We start from the raw sequence: 18430 nt of genomic DNA, 5'->3' as shown, positions 1-18430 counted from the left end.
CTGTGTCCCCCCGGCCCCGGCGGGGCCGGGGGGTTCGCCGGCCGTCAGCTGGTGGCGTCCTTGGCCGCCCCCTTCAGGGACTTCCACGCGTCGTAGCGCCTCCTGGCGCTGCGGGCGACCACGATCTGCGCCACCTGCATGCCGACCCCCATCACCACGGCGTAGCCGATCGCCTCGCCGAGGCTGATGTCCGGCGACTCACTGTCGGCGGGCGGCTTCTTGCCGGTGCTCTTCTCCCAGGCGAACCCGATGACCTTCTTGGCGCTCCAGGCGGTGATGAGGCCGAGCAGGCCACCGATGGCTCGCCACGCCATGTCCTGCTTCTCGCTCTTGTCGGCCATGTGGTCCTCCCGTTTTCTGTCCGCATCAAGAACACTAGTCTCCCCGAGCGCCATATCGCGTGAAGCCATGGCGAGGCATGACAGAACGGTGACCGTGCCCATGCCGGGGCGGCCTGCCGTACGCTCCGGCCGCCGGGAGAGCGAGGAGACGGCGCGCACGCGAATCTGTCCTTTCCGTCGGGGGATCCTGCCGTACGGTCGAGGCAGGACAGGTGAGGGGAGGACAGGCATGCCGCCAGGATGTGGCAACTGCAGCTGCTACCTCGAGGACAGGGTGATCTCCCGCCCGCCGGGTGAGCGCTGAGTCCACCCGGGTGAGCGCCGGCCCCTGACCGGGCGGGCGCCGATCCCCGACAGCACATCGGATGGCCCGGCCGGGTGGCCGGGCCACTCCTCCCCGTGTCAGGGTGACAACTCTCGCGCGTTTTCCTTTCCGGCATGACAGTCTGGAACGTGTGATATCAGATCGGGAGCGCCTGACGAACCTGGTACCTCGCACGGTGCTGCGCCTCGCGATGTGGAGCCTCTGCCTGATCATCATCGGCTGGGCCGTCTTCTACTTCGCCCAGTTCATTGCGATGTTGCACATCGTGATACTGCCGGTGGCCATCGCGCTCCTGCTGACCGCGTTGCTGTTCCCGGTGACCAGGCGGCTTCGCGCGATGGGCATGCGGCCCATCTACGCCACCTGGGTCACCATGATCGTCGCGCTCGCCGTGCTCGGCGGCACCGGCTGGATCATCGGGGCGCGTGCCAACGAGGAGTTCCCCGGCCTCGTCGACCAGGTGCGCCGGACGGCCAAGGATGTCGAGAACTGGCTCTACACCGGGCCCCTGCATCTGCAGCCGACCCAGATCAGCAGCTGGGTCGACGAGATCGGCAAGCAGATGACCAACCAGCGCAACGAGATCACCCAGACGGTCCTCACCGGCGCCACGGTGGCGCTGGAGGTGCTGGCCTCCATCGTGCTGCTGCTGTTCGTGACCTTCTTCATGCTCAAGGACGGCGACCGGATCTGGTCGTGGTTCCTGAAGGGGTTCGGCGGGGTCGCGCCGCGCGTCGACAGGGCCGGGCGGACCGCCTGGGTGACGCTCTCGCACTATGTGCAGGGCACGGTCGCGGTGGCCGCCGTGCACGGCGTGGTCATGGGCATCGTGCTCGCCGGGATGGGGGTGCCGCTCTGGGCGGCGCTCGCGGTGCTGATCTTCCTGGCCAGCTTCATCCCCATCGTCGGCATCTTCTTCGCCGGTGCCGTGGCCACCCTGGTCACCCTCGGCGCCAAGGGGCCGATCTACGCTCTGATCTTCATCGGCATTCTGATCGTGGAGCAGCAACTGGAGAACCACGTGCTCCAGCCGCTGATCGTCGGCAGGGTGCTGCACTTCCATCCGCTGGCGATCATCCTGGCGCTGGCCGTGGGCGGCATCCTGGCGGGTATCGCCGGGGCCGCGGTGGCGGTGCCGGTGGCCGCCGTGATCTACCGGGCGCTGCCCGAGCTCAGCAGTGACGAACCGCTCGCCCTGCCACCGGCCTCGCCGCATCCCGACCCGGGCGAGGCAGGGCCGAAAGAGAGGCAGAAGGAGGGTGGGGCGGAACCGGCGGCGGAAGCGGGAAAGCCGGTGGATGAGGAATCACCGCAGCCCAGGGAGTAACGTTCTGCTCCGTGACTCGTTCCACCTTGACCACCCCTCCGCCAGATGCCGTCCTGCCACGGCCACTCCCCGGCGGGCCCGCCCCCGGCACCGCCCTCGGTTCCCACTACAGCGGCTGTTTCGGCTGCGGTGAGGACCACCCGACGGGCCTGCGGCTGACCGCCGTCACCCCCGACGGGGTCACGGTGATCGCCACATTCACCGTGGGAACGGCACACCAGGGTGCGCCGGGCCTGGCGCACGGCGGCGTGCTCGCCACGGCGATGGACGAGGTCATCGGCATGCTGGTCTGGCTCTTCCAGCGCCCTTACGTCACCGCGAGGCTGGAGACCGACTATCTCGCCCCGGTTCCGGTCGGTACCGTCCTGCATATGCGCGCCTGGTGCAACGGCATGTCGGGCAGGAAGGCGTACCTTGAGGCTGAGGGCCGGATCGGTTCCCCGGACGGCCCGGTCGCCGTGCGGGCCGCAGCGCTCTTCATCGAGGTGGGCATGGAGCACTTCGCCGAGCACGGCGACGCCCAGACGATCATCGACGAGCACCACAAGTACGAGGTGAACCCGTGACCCACACCGTCGAGGTGCTGATCCACCGGCTCGACGCCGACCTGCCGTCGCCGTCGTACGCCCACCCGGGTGACGCGGGCGCCGACCTGCACGCCGCCGAGGACGTCGAACTCCTCCCCGGAGAGCGGGCCGCGGTCGGCACCGGGCTGGCGATCGCCCTGCCTGATGGGTATGCCGCGTTCGTCCACCCACGCTCGGGTCTGGCCGCCAAGTACGGCGTGACACTCGTCAACGCGCCCGGCACCGTGGACGCGGGATATCGGGGCGAGATCAGAGTGACGCTGCTCAACACCGACACCAAGGACACCGTGCGGTTGCGCAGGGGGGACCGGATCGCGCAGCTGGTGATCCAGAAGGTGGAGAGGGCGGCGTTCTACGAGGCGGACCGGTTGCCCGGATCGGCGCGAGGCGCGGATGGGTTCGGGTCCACAGGTCGTTGACAGGGAGTGACTCCGACGAGGTGAAGGAGGTGACGGATGATGATCCGGAACCTGGGCGCACCTTCGGCCCCGGAGGCCACCCACCGCCGTATCCGGCGGGGGATGAGTTACCAGCGAAACTTCAAGGAGCGTGAGGAAAATGTTCCGACGTCGCCGTCGTGAGGAGTCCCCGGCCGCCAAGGCCGCGGTGGACGAGACCCCGCAGGTCCCGGCGCGGGAGTCGGGCCCGTGGGATGCCGACGAGCCCTACCCCGAGCGTGAGCGGGTCGACCTCGGAGGCATGCGCCTGCCGGTCGGCCCCGGTTTCGAGGTCCAGCTCAACCTGGCCGGTGACCAGATCGTCGGTGCGGTGGTCCTGTTCAACGAGAGCGCTCTGCAGGTGCACGCCTTCGCGGCGCCCAAGCGGAGCGGTATCTGGGACGAGGTCAGGGCCGAGCTGGTCGAAGGGGTGAAGAGCGCCGGAGGTACCGCGCAGGAGCAGGAGGGGGCGTTCGGCGTCGAGCTGGCCGCCAGGATCCCCGCCGAGGGCGTCGAGCAGCCGGTCCGCTACATCGGGGTGGACGGGCCGCGCTGGTTCCTGCGCGCGGTGATCAGCGGGCGTGCCGCACAGGACGCCGAGGTCGCCGCGACGCTGGAGGATGTCGTCCGGGACATAGTCGTGGTACGCGGTGACGAGCCGATGGCCCCCAAGGAGGCGATCGAGCTCCGGCTGCCCCCCGAGGCCAGGCAGGCCGTGGAGGAGCAGGCCGACGAGGGCAAGGGGCCCGACCTCGCCCCGTTCGACCGGGGGCCGGAGATCGCGGAGATCCGCTGAGAGGCCGAATCGCGTACGCTGATTCGACTCGTACGTGAAGGAGAGGTCCGTGGGTTCTCAGGAGCCGCATAAACAGAGCGGTCTGCGGGGCTTCTTTCGCCGCCTGACCGCCGGCCAGGCCGAGTTGGAGGCCGACGAGCTTCAGCAGGACCTCGACCGCCAAGGCGCCACGCCCATCGTCTCGTGTGGCGGACGTCGACGCTTCTGCGTGAGCGGTACTCTGCGGACGGTGACGCTGCGCCCTCGCGGGGGCGCTCCCGCGCTGGAGGCGGAGCTCTACGACGGTTCCGATGTGATCGATCTGATCTGGCTGGGCCGCAGGAAGATCGCCGGCATCGAGCCTGGCCGCCTGGTGCTGGCCGAGGGGCTGGTCAGCATCCAGGATGGGCGCAAAGTCATGTTCAACCCCAGATACGAGCTGCGCCCGGCAGGCGGTGCGTGAGCGATCGATGACCACGGAACGGTGAGCGAGAAGATGACCTCCACCGGCGAGACCGCCGCGCACGACACGGTCGAGGCCGCGATCCGCAGTCAGCTTGCCAAGGCGTTCGGCGGGGTGCGGGGCGTCATCGAGGCCGCCGTGCCCACCATCGCCTTCACCGGCATGTGGATCGCCACCTCCGATCTGAAGCGCTCCTTGATCGTCAGTATCTCGGCCGCGGTGCTGCTGCTCGCCGTGCGGCTGGTGCAGCGCTCGACGCCGCAGTTCGTGATCAACAGCCTGATCGGCATCGGCATCGGCGCGTTCTTCGCCTCCCGCACCGGCCAGGCGGAGGACGTCTTCCTGCCCGGCATCCTCTACAACGCCGGCTACTCCGTGGTGATGCTGCTGTCCATCGTCACCCGATGGCCGGTGGTGGGGTTCCTCATCGGGTCCGTCACCGGTGACCCGACCGCGTGGCGCGCGGATTCGGCCGTGGTGCGGCTGTGCACCAGGCTCACCTGGCTGCTGATGATCCCGTGCGTGATCCGGGTGGTGGTGCAGCTCCCCGTCTACCTGATCGGCAGGGACGACGCGGTCGCCGAGCTGGGCATCCTCAAGATCGCGATGGGCTGGCCGCTCCAGGTCGCGGCGCTCGCCGCCATGGTGTGGCTCCTGGCCCGTGGCCGGACCCCGGTGCGGCCCGCGGCCTCCTGAGCGGCAGCCCCGCTCCGCCCTCCTCGGCCCCTCACGGACGCCCCCGACCGGTGATCGGGCTTCGGACCGGTGTACCGCTCCGAAGCCCTTCCGCTCAGCGCGGCGCGCGGTGCGGGGAGAGGAGTTCGGCCAGCTCCTCCTCGACCTCCTGGCTGGCCACGAACATCAGCTCGTCGCCGGCCTCCAGCGGGTCGTCGGCGGTGGGCACCAGCACCCGGCCCTCGCGCAGGATCGCGACCAGGGCGGTGTCGTTCGGCCACGGCACCGAGCCGGCACGGTGGCCGACGACCGGTGCGTCCTCGGGCAGGGTGAGCTCGACCAGGTTGGCCTGGCCCTGGCGGAAGGTCATCAGGCGCACCAGGTCGCCGACGCTGACCGCCTCCTCGACCAGCGCGCTCAGCAGGCGCGGGGTCGAGACGGCCACGTCGACGCCCCACGACTCGTTGAACAGCCACTCGTTCTTGGGGTGGTTGATCCTGGCGACCACGCGCGGCACGCCGTACTCCGTCTTGGCGAGCAGCGACACCACGAGGTTGACCTTGTCGTCACCGCTGGCCGCGACGACCACGTGGCAGTCGGCCAGGCCGGCCTCGTCCAGCGAGGAGATCTCGCAGGCGTCGGCGAGCAGCCACTCCGCCCGTGGCACGGTGTCGATCTTGATGGCCTTGGGGTCGATGTCGATGAGCAGGACCTCGTGGCCGTTCTCCAGGAGTTCGGCGGCGATCGACCGGCCGACCGCCCCCGCGCCGGCGATGGTGACGCGCATCAGTGCCCCTCCTCCGGCGCCGCGGACAGCACCTTGTTGATGCGGTCCATGTCCGCCTCGACCGCCATGACGTGCAGCACGTCCCCCTCCTGCACCACCGAGTCGTTCTTGGGCAGCAGGGTCTCGCCGATTCGGTTGATGAACGCCAGGCGGGTTCCAGCGGCCTCCTCCAGCCTCCGCACCGGGGCGCCGATCCAGCCGGGGTGGTAGGCCACCTCGATCAGCACCACGCGCCCGCTGGGGTCGCGCCAGAGCGGCTCGGCACCCTCGGGCAGGACGCGGCGCAGGATCTGGTCGGCGGTCCAGCGGACCGTGGCCACCGTGGGGATGCCCAGCCGCTGGTAGACCTCGGCGCGCCGGGAGTCGTAGATCCTGGCCACGACGTTGTCCACGCCGAACGTCTCGCGGGCGACCCTGGCGGAGATGATGTTCGAGTTGTCGCCACTGCTCACCGCCACGTAGGCGCCCGCGGCCTCGATGCCGGCCTCTTCCAGAACGTCCCGGTCGAAGCCGATCCCGGTGACCCTGCGACCCCGGAACCCGGCCCGCAGGCGGCGAAACGCCTGCGGGTCACGGTCGATGATCGCGACCGAGTGGCCGCTGTCCTCAAGAATGTGCGCCAGAGTCGAACCCACCCGGCCACACCCCATGATCACGATATGCATACTCCCCCGCCGGTTGCTGTGAGGCGGATCTTGTTCCCGATGTATTCAGCCAGTATGGCGCCCCCGGGAGTGCCGTGTGAGTGCAGCCGGGTAATAGCGACTAGCATCAGCAGACGTGTCGAAGGTGACGGACCTTGTCAAACGCCTTTTCATCGGGCGTGCGCTACGCAGCACACAGTTACACGAGCAGCTGCTCCCCAAGCGCATCGCACTACCTGTTTTCGCGAGTGACGCGCTCTCCTCGGTGGCCTATGCCCCGCAGGAGATCCTCGTCATCCTCTCGCTGGCCGGAGTCTCCTTCTACCATTTCAGTCCCTGGGTCGCCGTCGCCGTCGTGGTGGTGATGCTCACCGTCGTCGCCTCGTACCGGCAGAACGTGCACGCCTACCCCAGCGGGGGCGGCGACTACGAGGTCGCCACGGTCAACCTCGGTCCGAACGCCGGTCTGACCGTCGCCAGCGCCCTGATGGTCGACTACGTGCTGACCGTCGCGGTGTCGGTCGCCAACGGCGTCGACTACGTGGGTGCCACCATCCCCTACGTCGCCGAGCACAAGCCGCTGGTCGCGATCGTCATCGTCACCGTGCTGACACTGGTGAACCTGCGCGGCATCCGGGAGTCCGGCGCGGCCTTCGCCATCCCCACCTACGCCTTCATGTTCGCCGTCCTCGGCCTGATCATGTGGGGAGGCTTCCGGCTGCTCGTCCTCGGCGACGAACTGCGCGCGCCCACCGCCGGGTACGAGATCGTCGCCGAGCAGTCCAACCTGACCTCCTTCGCGGCGGCCTTCCTGATCCTGCGCGCGTTCTCCTCCGGCTGCGCCGCGCTCACCGGTGTCGAGGCGATCAGTAACGGCGTGCCCGCCTTCCGCAAGCCCAAGAGCAAGAACGCCGCGAACACGCTGCTGATGATGGGCCTGGTCTCGGTGACGATGTTCGTCGGCATCATCTCCCTCGGCCTGGCCTCGGGGGTCAAGGTCGCCGACCCGGCCGTCGCCTTCCGGGACGTGCTCATCGACGGGCGGCCCGCCGGGCCCGGCTACTACCAGCAGCCGATCATCTCCCAGGTCGCCGACGCGGTCTTCGGAAACGGCTCGCTGCCCTTCTTCGTCATCTCGGCCGTCACCGCGCTGATCCTGTTCCTCGCCGCCAACACCGCCTTCAACGGCTTTCCCGTGCTCGGTTCGATCCTGGCCCAGGACCGCTACCTGCCCCGCCAGCTGCACACCCGGGGCGACCGGCTCGCCTTCTCCAACGGCATCGTGATCCTCGCCGCCGGGGCCTGCCTGCTGTTGTGGGGCTTCGAGGCCGATGTCAGCCGCCTGCTCAACCTCTACATCCTGGGCGTCTTCGTGTCGTTCACGCTGAGCCAGATCGGCATGGTCCGGCACTGGAGCCGGCATCTGAGAACCGAGACCGACCCGAAGGTCCGCCACCAGATGTACCGCTCGCGGACCATCAACTTCTTCGGTGGCGTCATGACCGGCCTGGTCCTGCTGGTCGTGCTGTTCACCAAGTTCACTCACGGGGCGTGGATCGTCTGTGTGGCCATGCCGGTGCTGTTCCTGATGATGAAGGGCATCCACCGCCACTACGAGAACGTGTCCCGCGAGCTCGCCGCCGACGACTCGGTGGTGGACGGGTCGATATTGCCCGCGCGCAACCACGCCATCGTCCTGGTCTCCAAGATCCACAAGCCGACCCTGCGTGCTCTCGCCTACGCCCGTGCCACCCGCCCCTCCAAGCTTGAGGCGATCACCGTGGGCGTGGAGGGCACGGAGGCCAGAGAGCTGCAGGAGGAGTGGGAGCGACGCGGCATCCCGGTGCCGCTGAAGACGCTCGACTCGCCCTACCGCGAGATCACCCGGCCGATCCTGGAGTACGTCAGGTCGCTGCGCCGCCGCTCTCCCCGCGACGTGGTGAGCGTCTACATCCCCGAGTACGTCGTCGGCCACTGGTGGGAGCACCTCCTGCACAACCAGAGCGCGCTGCGCCTGAAGACCCGCCTGCTGTTCCAGCCCGGTGTGATGGTCATCAGCGTGCCCTGGCAACTGCACTCCTCCGACCGGCTCAAGGGCCGCCCCGAGCCCCTCGCTCCGGGGGCCTCCCGCCGCCCGCGACAGGAGGCGGCCCGGGACGAGGACCTCAAGGCATAACCTTGCACATGCGCTCCTGACCGCAAGGAGGCTCGACCGACGACGAATTCTCTGGGGGCAACGGCCATGGCGATCGAACTGACGGTGGGACCGGTTGCGCACGGTGGCTGGTGTGTCGCGCGCCATGACGGCCGGGTCGTCTTCGTGCGGCACGCGCTGCCCGGCGAGCGCGTCATGGCTGAGATCACCGAGGAGACCTCCCGGTTCCTGCGGGCCGACGCCGTCGAGATCCTGGAGTCCTCCGCCGACCGGGTGAGTCCGCCGTGCCCGTTCGCGGGTCCCGGCCGCTGCGGTGGCTGCGACTGGCAGCACGCCTCCCTCGACGCCCAGCGCCGCCTGAAGGCCGACGTGGTGGCCGAGCAGCTCAAGCGTCTGGGTGGAATCGACTGGAAGGGCGTCGTCGAGGAGATGCCAGGCGCCCCCGACGGTCTCGGCTGGCGTACCCGCGTCCAGTTCGCCGTCGACCGCGAGGGCGGGCTGGGCCTGCGCCGCCACCGCTCCCACGACATCGAGCCGGTGGACGCCTGCCTGATCGCCCACCCCGAGGTCGAGAACGTCGGCGCCGAGGTGATGAACTGGCGCAACGCCTCCTCGGTCGAGGTCATCGCCTCCTCCACCGGTGACCAGGCGGTCGTGATCGCTCCCAAGCCCCGGCGCACGGTGGCCGTACCCGATCTCGACGCGAGCGTGGCCGTCTTCGTCGACGAGGGCAAGGGCCGCAGCCGGGTCGTCCGCGGCCGCAACCATCTCGTCGAGCGCGTCGGCGAGCGTGACTTCCAGGTCACCGGCAGTGGTTTCTGGCAGGTCCATCCCGGCGCCGCCGCCACCCTGCTCGACGCGGTCCTGAAGTTCGCCGCACCGCGGCCGGGCGAGTGGGCCCTCGACCTCTACTGCGGCGTCGGCCTGTTCGCCGCCGGACTCGCCGAGGCGGTCGGCCCCGAGGGGGCCGTGTTCGGTGTCGAGTCCGAGTCCGTCGCCGTCCGTGACGCGGAGCGTAACCTCCGTGACCTCCCCCAGGCGCGCTTCGCCAGGGGACGGGTGGAGAACGCCCTCGACCGCTTCGGCATCGAGCGCGCGGACCTGGTCGTCGTCGACCCGCCCCGAGCGGGTCTGGGCCGCGACGTCGTCGACCGGGTGACCACTCTTGAGGCCACTCGGATCGTGTACGTCTCCTGCGATCCGGCCACCCTGGCCCGCGACCTCGCCTGGTTCGCCGAGAGCGGCTACCGCCTCGCCGACCTGCGCGCCTTCGACGCCTTCCCGATGACCCACCACGTGGAGTGCGTGGCGCTGCTGGTCAAAGGGGAGATCTAGGCTCTGACCTGTTGTTGTGCAACACGTCATGTTCCAGCGTGAGTAAGCGTTTTCCAAGATCTTTGCGTATGAGATGCGCACGATCTTGAACTGCGGAGCCCTCGCCGTACGTGGACAAGACGGCCGACCGATGCATACCGAGGGGTAGGCCGATTTAGGATCTTGACGCCGGTCGCGTTGGGGAGTCGCCCTCGCCGTGCGACCGGTCGGAGGCCCCCGCTTCTCGGAGCGGGGGCCTCTCGCTATTCCAGCCGGATCTCTGCCGCGTCCCCAGGAAGCACCTCAACGCCTCCGTCGACCCGCTCGGCCACCAGGACCCACACACCCGCACCGAGGCCCAGCTCCGCCCTCTCGGCGTCCGTAGGGAGCCGCGTGATAATGCGCATGTCCGGATCTGGAGCGATCACGGTGACCTCTGGCGCCCGAACGTAGGTTCCGCGGCCGGGAACCGTGCGCACCAGACCGAGCGAGGTGAGGTGGCTGATCGCTTTTCGCGCCGTGTCGCGGGCCACTCCGAAGCGCTGCTGCAGGTGAATCTCAGAGGGCAGGGGGCGGCGCGGCCGGAACTGGCCGGTCTGGATATCGCGCCGGACGGCATCAGCGACCTGGCGGTACACGGGCGTCTCGGCATGTCCATGGCTCGCCCTTGGGCCGGGTCCAACGTGTCGGGCCGCGGCGATGAGGTGCTCAAGCTGGAACCGCCAGGCTCCGGACTGACGACCGTCCAGGCACGCCATTCGGGGAGCTGGAACTTCATCGTCGACTCCTATGCCGAGAACGGCACCGAGGGGCTCGTCAACGAGATCGGGAGCTGGAAGGAAGAGAGGTTCTTCTTCCTGACGGCACGATGCTGTTGACGGTCCAGGCCGACGGCATGTGGAACTTCGTCCGATCCTGACCCCACCTCCGACAGGTGAGAGCCCCGGCGCCGAAGAGCGGCGGGGCTTCCGTGTTCCCAGGGGAGGGGCTGCGGTCAGCGTACGGCGACGCATGCATCGCAGGTAGCGATTCGATCACATGCCGCGGGCAGTGACTCGCAAGAGGGTTCCAAGTCGTCTCGACTATCACTGGTGACTGATCACCTGAGCCGAGAAGAACCTCGGCCGGGAAGCACAGGAAAGAGGAGAGACGATGCGCAGGATCGTCCGTGGAGCGCTGCTGGCCACCGCGCTCGTGCTGGGACTGCCCGCCGCGGCGAGCGCGACGGCCCAGGGCGACTTCTATCTGGGGACGGTCAGATCTGGCTCCGGGCATTCCGGGTACGCCAAGGCGCAGCTGTGGGTCACCGGCTTCAACCAGAGCCACTTCACCGCGTACGGCAGGATCTACGACCGAGACCGCCACTCCGGTCACTGCGCCTGGGTCCGCGCCAGGTTCCACTACCAGAAGGGCGGGCCATCCTGGTCGCCGGTGCGCTGGTCCTGCGCCTCCTCCGGTTACAAGGGCTACCTTTTCGAGACCAAGGGCCAGGTCAAGAGGATCGACCTCAAGGTCTGTGTCTACCAACCGAAGCGGAACGTGCTCTCGCACTGCCGGGTCGAGACCATTAGGGACGAGGACCTCGCGAACTGAGGTGCTCCAGAACTGGGCGAAGGAGCAGGAAGCGAAGATCGCCCAAGGCCACAAGATCAACCCTCGTGCCGGGCGGATCACAGTGGGGAGTGGTACGACACCTGGTGGGCGGCCCGCGTCGCGGTCGGACAGTGTTCGTGACACACCCGGCAGGCGAGGCGTCTGTGGGCAAGCCGCGGCGTCGCGGGTTCAGCGACACCCTGGGGCGTTGCGGTCCACATCGCAGATATCCCAGGGGGGCGGCCCCTCGGGGTATCCCCTGCCGCCGCCTGTCCCGCCACCATCGGGGCTCCCGCCACCGGGGGTGTCGGCGGCTGCGGTGCACCGCCACCGCCGCCGGTCTGCTCCTCGCACGTAAAGAGGTCGCAGTTCGGCGGCATGGCCATGGCGGGACCGGCGCTGATCAGGATCGCGGCGCCAATCGAGAAGAACACGGCCATGACCATTACGGCCTTGCGTTTCTTGTTCCTACAGTCATCTCCTTGCGTGGTAGGCCACACGAAAGGATCTTCGGCTGCTCTTGGAAGTCGGTTGCGAATCAATGAGAGCCGCTGCCGTCTGACTGGACAGGATGCCGGTCCGTTATGGAGGGCAACCGGTGTGACCTGCGATATGTCCGATACGCACAGTGGCTCCTGAGATTCGGCCCCGCGAGGATGAGGCCGGCCGGTCACACCCGACCGAGAGGAAACCGATGACGTTTTACGAAGGCCGGCACGACCAGTACGAACGTATGTTCCGCAGCCGCCGCGAGCTCTCCTCGGCCACGGGCCCCAGTTCCATGAGGTCGAAGGCGGCCTCGACATCCTGTTCCACTTCTTTCGGGACGCCTATCACCTCAAGGACTGGGTGAAGAACGACCCTGCTCTTGGATTCTCCGACGTCGCCAAAAGGGCACTGGAGGTCCATGCCAGGAACACAAGCGCGTTGGCTCTCTGTACGGACCTCTGCGACGGCGTCGAACACCTGACCTTGAGATCGCCAAGACGACTCGTTTCACCAATCAGAGCGCCAACGTCATGATCGGCGTTGGCACAGCGCACCAGTGGTACATCACCTCGGGCGGTCAGAAGTACGACGCCGTCGACCGGACCGGCGAGGTCATCGCCGAGTGGGGAGCCTGGCTCAAGGCTGAAGGTCATCTGTAGCGGCTTTCGAACGCATGAAGCGTCCCGCCTGGCCCGGAGAGGCGCACCCGGGTGCCGCACCTTTTGGCGGGGCTGAAAGGCATTGCGGAAAAAAGTCCAACTGAGCATGCTCGCTACCAAGCACGGACACGGAGGAGGACATGTGCGTGCACGTCTCATGATCCTGGATGTGATCATCTTGGGGTCGACGGTTGGGTGGGCCGGCATCGCGCCTGCCCGGGCCGGCTCAACGTGATCATCAGCCCGGCTGAGGACCCATGAAAGAGCGCCCCGGCTGCCCTCCGCGAGGAGGACGAGCGGGGCGCTCACGCGTTCAGGCCAGGCGAAATAGCCTCGACAAACGCACCATCCGACCGAAATATGGAGAACCGGTATCTCCTCAAGCCCGGTAGCCGGTGCTCATCTGAAGGTGTTCTCCTTCCCGGATGTGAGGGGTCACCCACAATGAAGATCCGCCGATTACATTCCGCTGTACTCGCCGTGGCGCTGGGCGCCGGTGTCCTGGCCAGTGCCGCACCCGCCTTCGCCGCCACCCAGACCGGCGAGGCCGTGGCCGCCGTGGGCTGGCCGACACGGGACTGGTACCTGCAGGGTCCCTACCAGACCCTGGCCGCCTGCGACCTCGCCTACGAGGACGCTGCTCAGAACGGTCAGTACACCGGGCTCGTCTCCTGCCACTGGTTCCGCGGGGGTGGCCCCTATCCGGCGGGCTTCTACTACGAGGTGTACATCGCCTGAGCTTCAACAGGTGTGATGGGCGAACCCCAGCCACCAGTGTGGCAGGGCACGCCGCGTACTCAGGCCTTGGCGCGCAGCCACGCCGTGTGCCGGTTCAACGTCTCCAGGGCGACGCAGGCATGCTTCTCATACCGCTGCCAACCGCTGCCATTGCCCCGGTACGACCTGGCGTTGATCACTATGTGAGATCGCTTGGCCATTCGGGTACGCAGGCTCCGCACGGTACGGCGCCGGTCCTCAGGGAGTGAGGAACGGGGAACCGCCGCGCGTGCCGCCTTCCGCGGACGCGGCGCGCATGATCGTTCCCGCCGCTCCGCCGGCGACCAGGCCGGAGACCACACCCGTGATCACACCCGAGCCCGTGCCCACGAGCACGCCGACCAGTACGCCCACGGCCAGGCGCGCGATCACAGCCGCGACCGCGTGCACGGTCGCGCTCACCGGCTACGCCCCGTCCGCGAGGCCGAGGTGTTCCTCCAGTCGGTCGAGCCTGCGCAGGACGGGACGGAGCTCCTCGCGTACGGCCGCAGACAGTGCGCTCGCCGCGTCGGCGGGCTGGGCCGGGGCGACGGAGGTGGCCTGGGTCTGCGCGCGCAGATGGACATAACCGGCGAGGGCCGCCGAGACCGCGCGGCGGGTCAGCCGGTGTTCGGCGCCCAGTTCCCGCAGGACATGCCCGGCCACTCCCTCCGGTTCGGCGATCAGCCCGAGAAGCAGGTGTTCGCAGCCGATGTAGTTGTGACCGAGTGAGGTGGCCTCGGTGACGGTCATCTCCAGGGCCGCCGCCGCGGGCGCTCCGAAGGTGAGTTCGGCATCGCCGCCGGCCGCGGCCGGGGCATCGAGGCTCGGCCGGTCCAGCCGGCGCCGCACCTCTTCGGGGTCGATCTCCAGGGCGCCCAGGACCTGGAGCGCTAGGTTGCTCCCCTCGGCGAGCATGCCGCCCAGCAGATGCTCGGTGCCGACCTCGACCGCTCCCAGGGCCCGAGCCTGCTCCACCGACAGCTTGATCACGGACCTGGCCCGCGGGGTGAAGTGAGGGAAGCGCGCCGCGAGGTCGTCGAGGTCGGGGGCACTGAGCGCCGTCTCACGGATGGAGGTGACCCGCCGTACGGCCTGCTCCAGTGCCCGCTGGCACACGGCGGAGACCGGCACGCCGGCTTTCTTGACCGCCTCGGCCAGTTCGTCCGGCAGATAGACGTTGATCTTCGGCATCACATCTCCCCTTGGGGGTTACATAAGGATTATACCCCATAGATAACCCCAGAGGGGAGTGATTGTCTAGCGTGCCGCGCCGGTGAGGAACCGGGTGATTCCGGGGGCGAGGGCCGCGCCCCTGGTGGAGAGCCATGCCAGGTTGTTGCGGTTGGTGAAGGCGGCGAGTCTGCGGGCGTCGAGCCGGGTGAGATCGCCGGACCTGGCCAGCACGGGTGTCAGGGCGATCCGGTTCCAGGCGGCGCTCTCCCCCAGGGAGCGGGCTATCTGCGGGTGTGCGGCGCGGACGGCGGAGGCGATCGGGTGCAGGCGGCCTCCGGAACCGGGGGAGGTGCCAACAGGGGCGAGCAGGTTGACGGTGGCGATCTCGACGCCTTCCGCCCGGGTGACCCGGAGCAACTCCTGGTCGCCGAGGGCCAGGCCGGTTCCGGTGACCGGGAGGGTGAAGCTGACCGTGAGGGGGCGGCCCTCGCGGGCGGCCTGCCGCTGCAGGGTCGCGATCGCCCTGGCGCGCCGCCGTACGGCGGCGTCACCGGCCGGGGCGTGGACCTCGAAGTCGATGTACCTGGCGTCGAAGGCACCGATCGCCCGGCGGTAGGCGGCGGTGAGCCGGCCGAGGTCCGCGCAGGCGGTGGCGAGTTCGCGTCCGGCGGGTCCACCGAAGGCGAGGCCCGCGTCCCCGCCGGCGGCGCGCAGGGGGCCGAGCCGGTTGGCGACCGGATTGCGTCTCCGCCCCTGGAGCCCGCCCCACCTGGGGACGCAGTCGCCGCGCCCGGCGGTGAGGTGGCCGAGCGTGAACCAGCGCACACGGCTCTTCCTGATCGCCCTGGAGAGGTTGAAGCGCGGGTCGTGGACCGCGTCCACGAACGCCACGAAGCCCGACGGGCGGACGACGGCCGGTGTGGGCACCTGCTCGGACGCAGGCCGGGAGGCGGTCCCCGAGGGCGGCGCGCCCGCCACGGCACGCCTGCCGGCGGCGGCCCACTCGCCCTGCGCCCTGGGGGGCAGCAGCCAGATCGCGCCACCGGTTCCCGCGGCGAGCGCGATGGAGGCGAGCACCACGAGGGGCCGGGGCGGGGTGCCGGGTTCGCGGGTCCGGCGAGTGTCGGTACGGTCGGTCGCCACGGGCATGTGATCCCCCTTCCTCAACGACAGGGGTGATCACTTTTAGTGTCGGATCGACTACCCGTTGCGTCGAAGGGCAGAACGTTAGCAAGCGTTCCGGCCGCGGCGTGGGCTTTCTGCGGATGCCGTCCGGAGTGCCCGGATAATGGTCGTCATGAAGTTGAGGATCTTCACAGAACCGCAGCAGGGTGCCACCTACGACGAGCTGCTGATGGTCGCGCTGGCCGCGGAGCGGCTGGGGTTCGACGCCTTCTTCCGCTCCGACCACTACATGCGGATCGGGGCGGGCGACCCCGGCGTCGGCTCCACCGATGCCTGGACGACCCTGGCGGGCCTGGCCAGGGACACCTCCACGATTCGCCTGGGCACCCTGGTCACCCCGGCCACCTTCCGGCTGCCGGGACCGCTGGCGATCAGCGTGGCCCAGGTCGACCAGATGAGCGGTGGCCGGGTCGAGCTGGGCCTGGGCACCGGCTGGTTCGACGCCGAGCATGTCGCGTACGGCATCCCGTTCCCACCGGTCGGCGAGCGGTTCGGTCGCTTCGAGGAGCAGCTGGAGATCCTGATCGGACTCTGGACCACACCGGCGGGCGAGACGTTCTCCTTTGAAGGCGCCCACTACCGGTTGGCGGACTCGCCTGCGTTGCCCAAGCCCGCGCAGAGTCCCAGACCGCCGATCATCATCGGCGGCGTCGGCGCCAAACGCACCCCGCGCCTGGTCGCCAGGTTCGCCGACGAGTACAACGTGCCGTTTCGTACCCTGGACGACACCGCGAAGGCCTTTGACCGGGTCGGCAGGGCCTGTGAGGCGGAGGGCAGGGAGCGGGTCGTGCTCTCGGTCGCGCAGACCGTCTGTGTCGGCTCCGGCGACGCGGAGATCGCGCGGCGGGCCGGGGTCATCGAGCAGGACCTCGGTGTACTGCGCGCGACGGGTCTGGTGGGTACCCCCGCCGAGGTGACCGAGAAGATCGGCCGTTTCGCCGAACTGGGCGTCGAGCGGATCTACCTGCAGGTGCTCGACCTGGCCGACCTCGACCACCTGAACCTCATCGCCGAGGAGGTCCTGCCTCACATGTAGGCCGGGCGCCGCGCCCCGAGGAGGGGCGCCGGCGCGCCGCGAGTGCCCCGTGCGAGCGCGAGACGGTTCTCGCCGCTCCGGCACGTGTGATTTTTTGACAAAGCCGGATGAAGAAGGAGGGCATTCTCCGGGTCGCGGCGACCGGTGTCTCCGTCCCGATCCCTAGGCTTCGAAGACCTGGCGGCCGGGCACCGTGGGACGCCGTGCTGCCCGGTTGGGTGAAGGGACCCTCATGACCGGCACCATCCCCTCGGGGGGCTCCGGTGAGAACATCGGGCACGTTGTCTTCGTCGCGGCGGCGGCGGCGGTGGGCGGTTTCCTCTTCGGGTACGACAGCGCCGTCATCAACGGGGCCGTGACCGGAATCCGGCGGTACTTCGAGGTCGGCCCGGTCCAGATCGGTCTCGTCGTGGCGGTCGCGCTGCTGGGTTCGGCGGTGGGGGCGTGGATCGCCGGAGGGCTGGCCGACCGCTGGGGGCGGACCAGGACGATGCAGGTGGCCGCGAGCCTGTTCGCGATAAGTTCCGTCGGCCAGGCCCTGCCGCTGGCGATCTGGGACCTGGGCTTCTGGCGGGTGCTCGCCGGAGTCGGCATCGGCATGGCCTCGGTGACCGGCCCCGCCTACATCGCGGAGGTCGCGCCGCCCGCCTACCGGGGGCGCCTGGGCTCCTTCCAGCAGCTCGCCATCGTGCTGGGCATCGCCGTCTCCCAGCTGGTCAACTACGTGATCGCGGAACGGGCCGGGGGCAATGTCAACAACAGGCTGCTCGGGTTGGAGGCATGGCAGTGGATGCTCGGCGCCTGTGTGCTCCCCGCCCTGCTCTACCTGCTCTTCGCGACGATCATTCCCGAGTCGCCGCGCTTCCTCATCGCGGTCGGAAAGTTGGCCGCGGCGCGTGAGGTGCTCGCGGAGGTCGAGGGCGAGGAGGGCGACCTGGACACCCGGATCGCGGAGATCGAAGTCCTGCTGCGCGGCGAGCGCCGGCCCCGCCTGCGCGACCTGCGTGGTCCCCGGCTCGGGCTGCTGCCGATCGTCTGGATCGGCGTCCTGCTCTCCGTCTTCCAGCAGTTCGTCGGTATCAACGTCATCTTCTACTACTCGGCGTCGCTGTGGCAGTCGGTCGGCATCAACCAGAGCGACTCGCTGCTGATCAGCTTCTCCACCTCGATCATCAACATCGTCGGCACGTTCATCGCCATCGCGCTGGTCGACAGGATCGGCCGCAGGCCGCTGTTGCTGATCGGCTCGGCGGGCATGGCGGTGGCGCTCGCGACCGCCGCGTGGGCGTTCGCCGCGGGATTCCGGAGCGGTGGCGCCGTCAGGCTGCCCGCGGCGCAGGGCGCGATCGCGCTGGTCGCCGCGAACGTCTTCGTGCTGTTCTACGCGCTGTCGTGGGGTGTGGTGGTCTGGGTGCTGCTGGGGGAGATCTTTCCCAATCGGATCAGGGCGGTCGCGCTCTCGGTGGCCGCCGCCGCCCAGTGGGTGGCCAACTGGCTGATCACCGTCTCGTTCCCCGCGCTGTCCGCGTGGAACCTGTCGGGGGCCTACATGGGCTACGCCTGCTTCGCCGCGCTCTCCTTCGTCTTCGTGCTGTTCAAGGTGAGGGAGAGCAAGGGGCGCAGGCTTGAGGAGATGGGATAGGTCCGCCCCGTGCCGCCCTGAGAGGGTGGGCGACACGGTGGCTTCGGAATCCTCCGCATCCTCC

Annotated in this window: 22 protein-coding genes; 14 read left to right on the top strand and 8 right to left on the bottom strand. The window is 69.0% G+C overall.

What is annotated here, in order from left to right; genetic code table 11:
• Window positions 1-44 precede the first annotated feature (44 nt).
• A complete protein-coding gene (locus IG98_RS0121505; RefSeq protein ID WP_030914828.1) occupies window positions 45-341 on the bottom strand; it encodes a DUF4235 domain-containing protein in 297 nt (98 codons plus the stop codon).
• Window positions 342-796: 455 nt separating this feature from the next.
• Between IG98_RS0121505 and IG98_RS0121500 the strand changes: the two genes are divergently transcribed.
• From IG98_RS0121500 to IG98_RS0121475, 6 genes are all read left to right on the top strand, one after another.
• Window positions 797-1993, top strand: coding sequence for an AI-2E family transporter (locus IG98_RS0121500; protein ID WP_051752583.1), 1197 nt, complete (start codon window positions 797-799; stop codon window positions 1991-1993).
• Window positions 1994-2004: 11 nt separating this feature from the next.
• On the top strand, window positions 2005-2559 hold the full coding sequence (locus IG98_RS0121495) for a PaaI family thioesterase (RefSeq protein WP_030914822.1): 555 nt from the start codon (window positions 2005-2007) through the stop codon (window positions 2557-2559).
• Window positions 2556-2999 carry a dUTP diphosphatase gene (dut, locus tag IG98_RS0121490; RefSeq protein WP_030914818.1) on the top strand — a complete coding sequence of 148 codons (444 nt, stop codon included), beginning with the start codon at window positions 2556-2558 and terminating at the stop codon, window positions 2997-2999. The genes IG98_RS0121495 and dut overlap by 4 nt, the downstream gene beginning before the upstream one ends.
• Before the next feature lie 139 nt (window positions 3000-3138).
• Window positions 3139-3813 carry a DUF3710 domain-containing protein gene (locus tag IG98_RS0121485; protein WP_030914814.1) on the top strand — a complete coding sequence of 225 codons (675 nt, stop codon included), beginning with the start codon at window positions 3139-3141 and terminating at the stop codon, window positions 3811-3813.
• A gap of 49 nt (window positions 3814-3862) precedes the next feature.
• Window positions 3863-4255, top strand: a complete 393-nt coding sequence (locus IG98_RS0121480; RefSeq protein ID WP_030914810.1) for an OB-fold nucleic acid binding domain-containing protein — start codon at window positions 3863-3865, stop codon at window positions 4253-4255.
• Between the two features lie 33 nt (window positions 4256-4288).
• Window positions 4289-4951, top strand: a complete 663-nt coding sequence (locus IG98_RS0121475; RefSeq protein ID WP_030914807.1) for a DUF3159 domain-containing protein — start codon at window positions 4289-4291, stop codon at window positions 4949-4951.
• Between the two features lie 94 nt (window positions 4952-5045).
• On the opposite strand, the gene IG98_RS0121470 is transcribed toward IG98_RS0121475, so the two are convergent.
• Both IG98_RS0121470 and IG98_RS0121465 read right to left on the bottom strand, forming a co-directional pair.
• A complete protein-coding gene (locus tag IG98_RS0121470; RefSeq protein WP_030914802.1) occupies window positions 5046-5717 on the bottom strand; it encodes a potassium channel family protein in 672 nt (223 codons plus the stop codon).
• The gene (locus IG98_RS0121465; RefSeq protein WP_030914799.1) at window positions 5717-6382 is read right to left on the bottom strand and encodes a potassium channel family protein; all 666 of its coding nucleotides are present in this window, start codon (window positions 6380-6382) and stop codon (window positions 5717-5719) included. The genes IG98_RS0121470 and IG98_RS0121465 overlap by 1 nt, the downstream gene beginning before the upstream one ends.
• Before the next feature lie 115 nt (window positions 6383-6497).
• Here IG98_RS0121465 and IG98_RS0121460 point away from each other — a divergent pair, with 115 nt between their 5' ends.
• On the top strand, window positions 6498-8537 hold the full coding sequence (locus tag IG98_RS0121460) for an APC family permease (RefSeq protein WP_030914796.1): 2040 nt from the start codon (window positions 6498-6500) through the stop codon (window positions 8535-8537).
• Window positions 8538-8603: 66 nt separating this feature from the next.
• Window positions 8604-9851 carry a class I SAM-dependent RNA methyltransferase gene (locus tag IG98_RS0121455; RefSeq protein ID WP_030914793.1) on the top strand — a complete coding sequence of 416 codons (1248 nt, stop codon included), beginning with the start codon at window positions 8604-8606 and terminating at the stop codon, window positions 9849-9851.
• A gap of 242 nt (window positions 9852-10093) precedes the next feature.
• On the opposite strand, the gene IG98_RS48095 is transcribed toward IG98_RS0121455, so the two are convergent.
• Window positions 10094-10432 (bottom strand): GntR family transcriptional regulator, encoded by a 339-nt coding sequence (locus IG98_RS48095; protein WP_245651656.1) that lies wholly within the window; start codon window positions 10430-10432, stop codon window positions 10094-10096.
• Between IG98_RS48095 and IG98_RS53445 the strand changes: the two genes are divergently transcribed.
• The 4 genes from IG98_RS53445 to IG98_RS0121420 all read left to right on the top strand — a co-directional run bounded on the left by IG98_RS53445 (window position 10328) and on the right by IG98_RS0121420 (window position 13309).
• On the top strand, window positions 10328-10708 hold the full coding sequence (locus tag IG98_RS53445; RefSeq protein ID WP_245651658.1) for a hypothetical protein: 381 nt from the start codon (window positions 10328-10330) through the stop codon (window positions 10706-10708). The two genes, IG98_RS48095 and IG98_RS53445, sit on opposite strands and share 105 nt — an antisense overlap.
• A 274-nt stretch (window positions 10709-10982) precedes the next feature.
• A complete protein-coding gene (locus IG98_RS0121440; RefSeq protein WP_030914783.1) occupies window positions 10983-11423 on the top strand; it encodes a hypothetical protein in 441 nt (146 codons plus the stop codon).
• Between the two features lie 1019 nt (window positions 11424-12442).
• Window positions 12443-12571 (top strand): hypothetical protein, encoded by a 129-nt coding sequence (locus tag IG98_RS54325; RefSeq protein WP_281178502.1) that lies wholly within the window; start codon window positions 12443-12445, stop codon window positions 12569-12571.
• A gap of 480 nt (window positions 12572-13051) precedes the next feature.
• The gene (locus IG98_RS0121420) at window positions 13052-13309 is read left to right on the top strand and encodes a hypothetical protein (protein WP_030914775.1); all 258 of its coding nucleotides are present in this window, start codon (window positions 13052-13054) and stop codon (window positions 13307-13309) included.
• Window positions 13310-13368: 59 nt separating this feature from the next.
• On the opposite strand, the gene IG98_RS50690 is transcribed toward IG98_RS0121420, so the two are convergent.
• The 4 genes from IG98_RS50690 to IG98_RS47125 form a co-directional block, all read right to left on the bottom strand.
• A complete protein-coding gene (locus IG98_RS50690) occupies window positions 13369-13509 on the bottom strand; it encodes a hypothetical protein (protein ID WP_157594443.1) in 141 nt (46 codons plus the stop codon).
• Window positions 13510-13546: 37 nt separating this feature from the next.
• Window positions 13547-13750 (bottom strand): hypothetical protein, encoded by a 204-nt coding sequence (locus tag IG98_RS0121415; protein WP_030914766.1) that lies wholly within the window; start codon window positions 13748-13750, stop codon window positions 13547-13549.
• 3 nt (window positions 13751-13753) lie between these two features.
• Window positions 13754-14521, bottom strand: a complete 768-nt coding sequence (locus IG98_RS0121410) for a Clp protease N-terminal domain-containing protein (protein ID WP_030914763.1) — start codon at window positions 14519-14521, stop codon at window positions 13754-13756.
• Window positions 14522-14587: 66 nt separating this feature from the next.
• Entirely contained in the window at window positions 14588-15652 is a 1065-nt protein-coding gene (locus tag IG98_RS47125; protein ID WP_051752581.1) for a glycoside hydrolase family 18 protein, read from the bottom strand.
• A 148-nt stretch (window positions 15653-15800) separates the two neighbouring features.
• Between IG98_RS47125 and IG98_RS0121400 the strand changes: the two genes are divergently transcribed.
• Window positions 15801-16724 carry an LLM class F420-dependent oxidoreductase gene (locus IG98_RS0121400; RefSeq protein ID WP_030914759.1) on the top strand — a complete coding sequence of 308 codons (924 nt, stop codon included), beginning with the start codon at window positions 15801-15803 and terminating at the stop codon, window positions 16722-16724.
• A gap of 232 nt (window positions 16725-16956) precedes the next feature.
• Complete coding sequence (locus IG98_RS0121395; RefSeq protein WP_030914756.1) at window positions 16957-18366, top strand: sugar porter family MFS transporter; 1410 nt, start codon at window positions 16957-16959, stop codon at window positions 18364-18366.
• Window positions 18367-18430 lie beyond the last annotated feature (64 nt).

The sequence above is a fragment of the Streptosporangium amethystogenes genome (assembly GCF_000721075.1).
Lineage (GTDB): Bacteria > Actinomycetota > Actinomycetes > Streptosporangiales > Streptosporangiaceae > Streptosporangium > Streptosporangium amethystogenes.
Note: the sequence above shows the minus strand (reverse complement) of the source record. Positions and strands in the feature narration are given on the sequence as shown.

Coding starts and splice junctions, on each gene's coding strand:
- IG98_RS0121505 (WP_030914828.1), bottom strand. CDS start 341: ATGGCCGACAAGAGCGAGAAGCAGGACATGGCGTGGCGAGCCATCGGT.
- IG98_RS0121400 (WP_030914759.1), top strand. CDS start 15,801: ATGAAGTTGAGGATCTTCACAGAACCGCAGCAGGGTGCCACCTACGAC.
- IG98_RS0121485 (WP_030914814.1), top strand. CDS start 3,139: ATGTTCCGACGTCGCCGTCGTGAGGAGTCCCCGGCCGCCAAGGCCGCG.
- IG98_RS50690 (WP_157594443.1), bottom strand. CDS start 13,509: ATGGCCAAGCGATCTCACATAGTGATCAACGCCAGGTCGTACCGGGGC.
- IG98_RS0121465 (WP_030914799.1), bottom strand. CDS start 6,382: ATGCATATCGTGATCATGGGGTGTGGCCGGGTGGGTTCGACTCTGGCG.
- IG98_RS0121455 (WP_030914793.1), top strand. CDS start 8,604: ATGGCGATCGAACTGACGGTGGGACCGGTTGCGCACGGTGGCTGGTGT.
- IG98_RS0121440 (WP_030914783.1), top strand. CDS start 10,983: ATGCGCAGGATCGTCCGTGGAGCGCTGCTGGCCACCGCGCTCGTGCTG.
- IG98_RS0121395 (WP_030914756.1), top strand. CDS start 16,957: ATGACCGGCACCATCCCCTCGGGGGGCTCCGGTGAGAACATCGGGCAC.
- IG98_RS0121475 (WP_030914807.1), top strand. CDS start 4,289: ATGACCTCCACCGGCGAGACCGCCGCGCACGACACGGTCGAGGCCGCG.
- IG98_RS47125 (WP_051752581.1), bottom strand. CDS start 15,652: ATGCCCGTGGCGACCGACCGTACCGACACTCGCCGGACCCGCGAACCC.
- IG98_RS54325 (WP_281178502.1), top strand. CDS start 12,443: ATGATCGGCGTTGGCACAGCGCACCAGTGGTACATCACCTCGGGCGGT.
- IG98_RS0121410 (WP_030914763.1), bottom strand. CDS start 14,521: ATGCCGAAGATCAACGTCTATCTGCCGGACGAACTGGCCGAGGCGGTC.
- IG98_RS0121470 (WP_030914802.1), bottom strand. CDS start 5,717: ATGCGCGTCACCATCGCCGGCGCGGGGGCGGTCGGCCGGTCGATCGCC.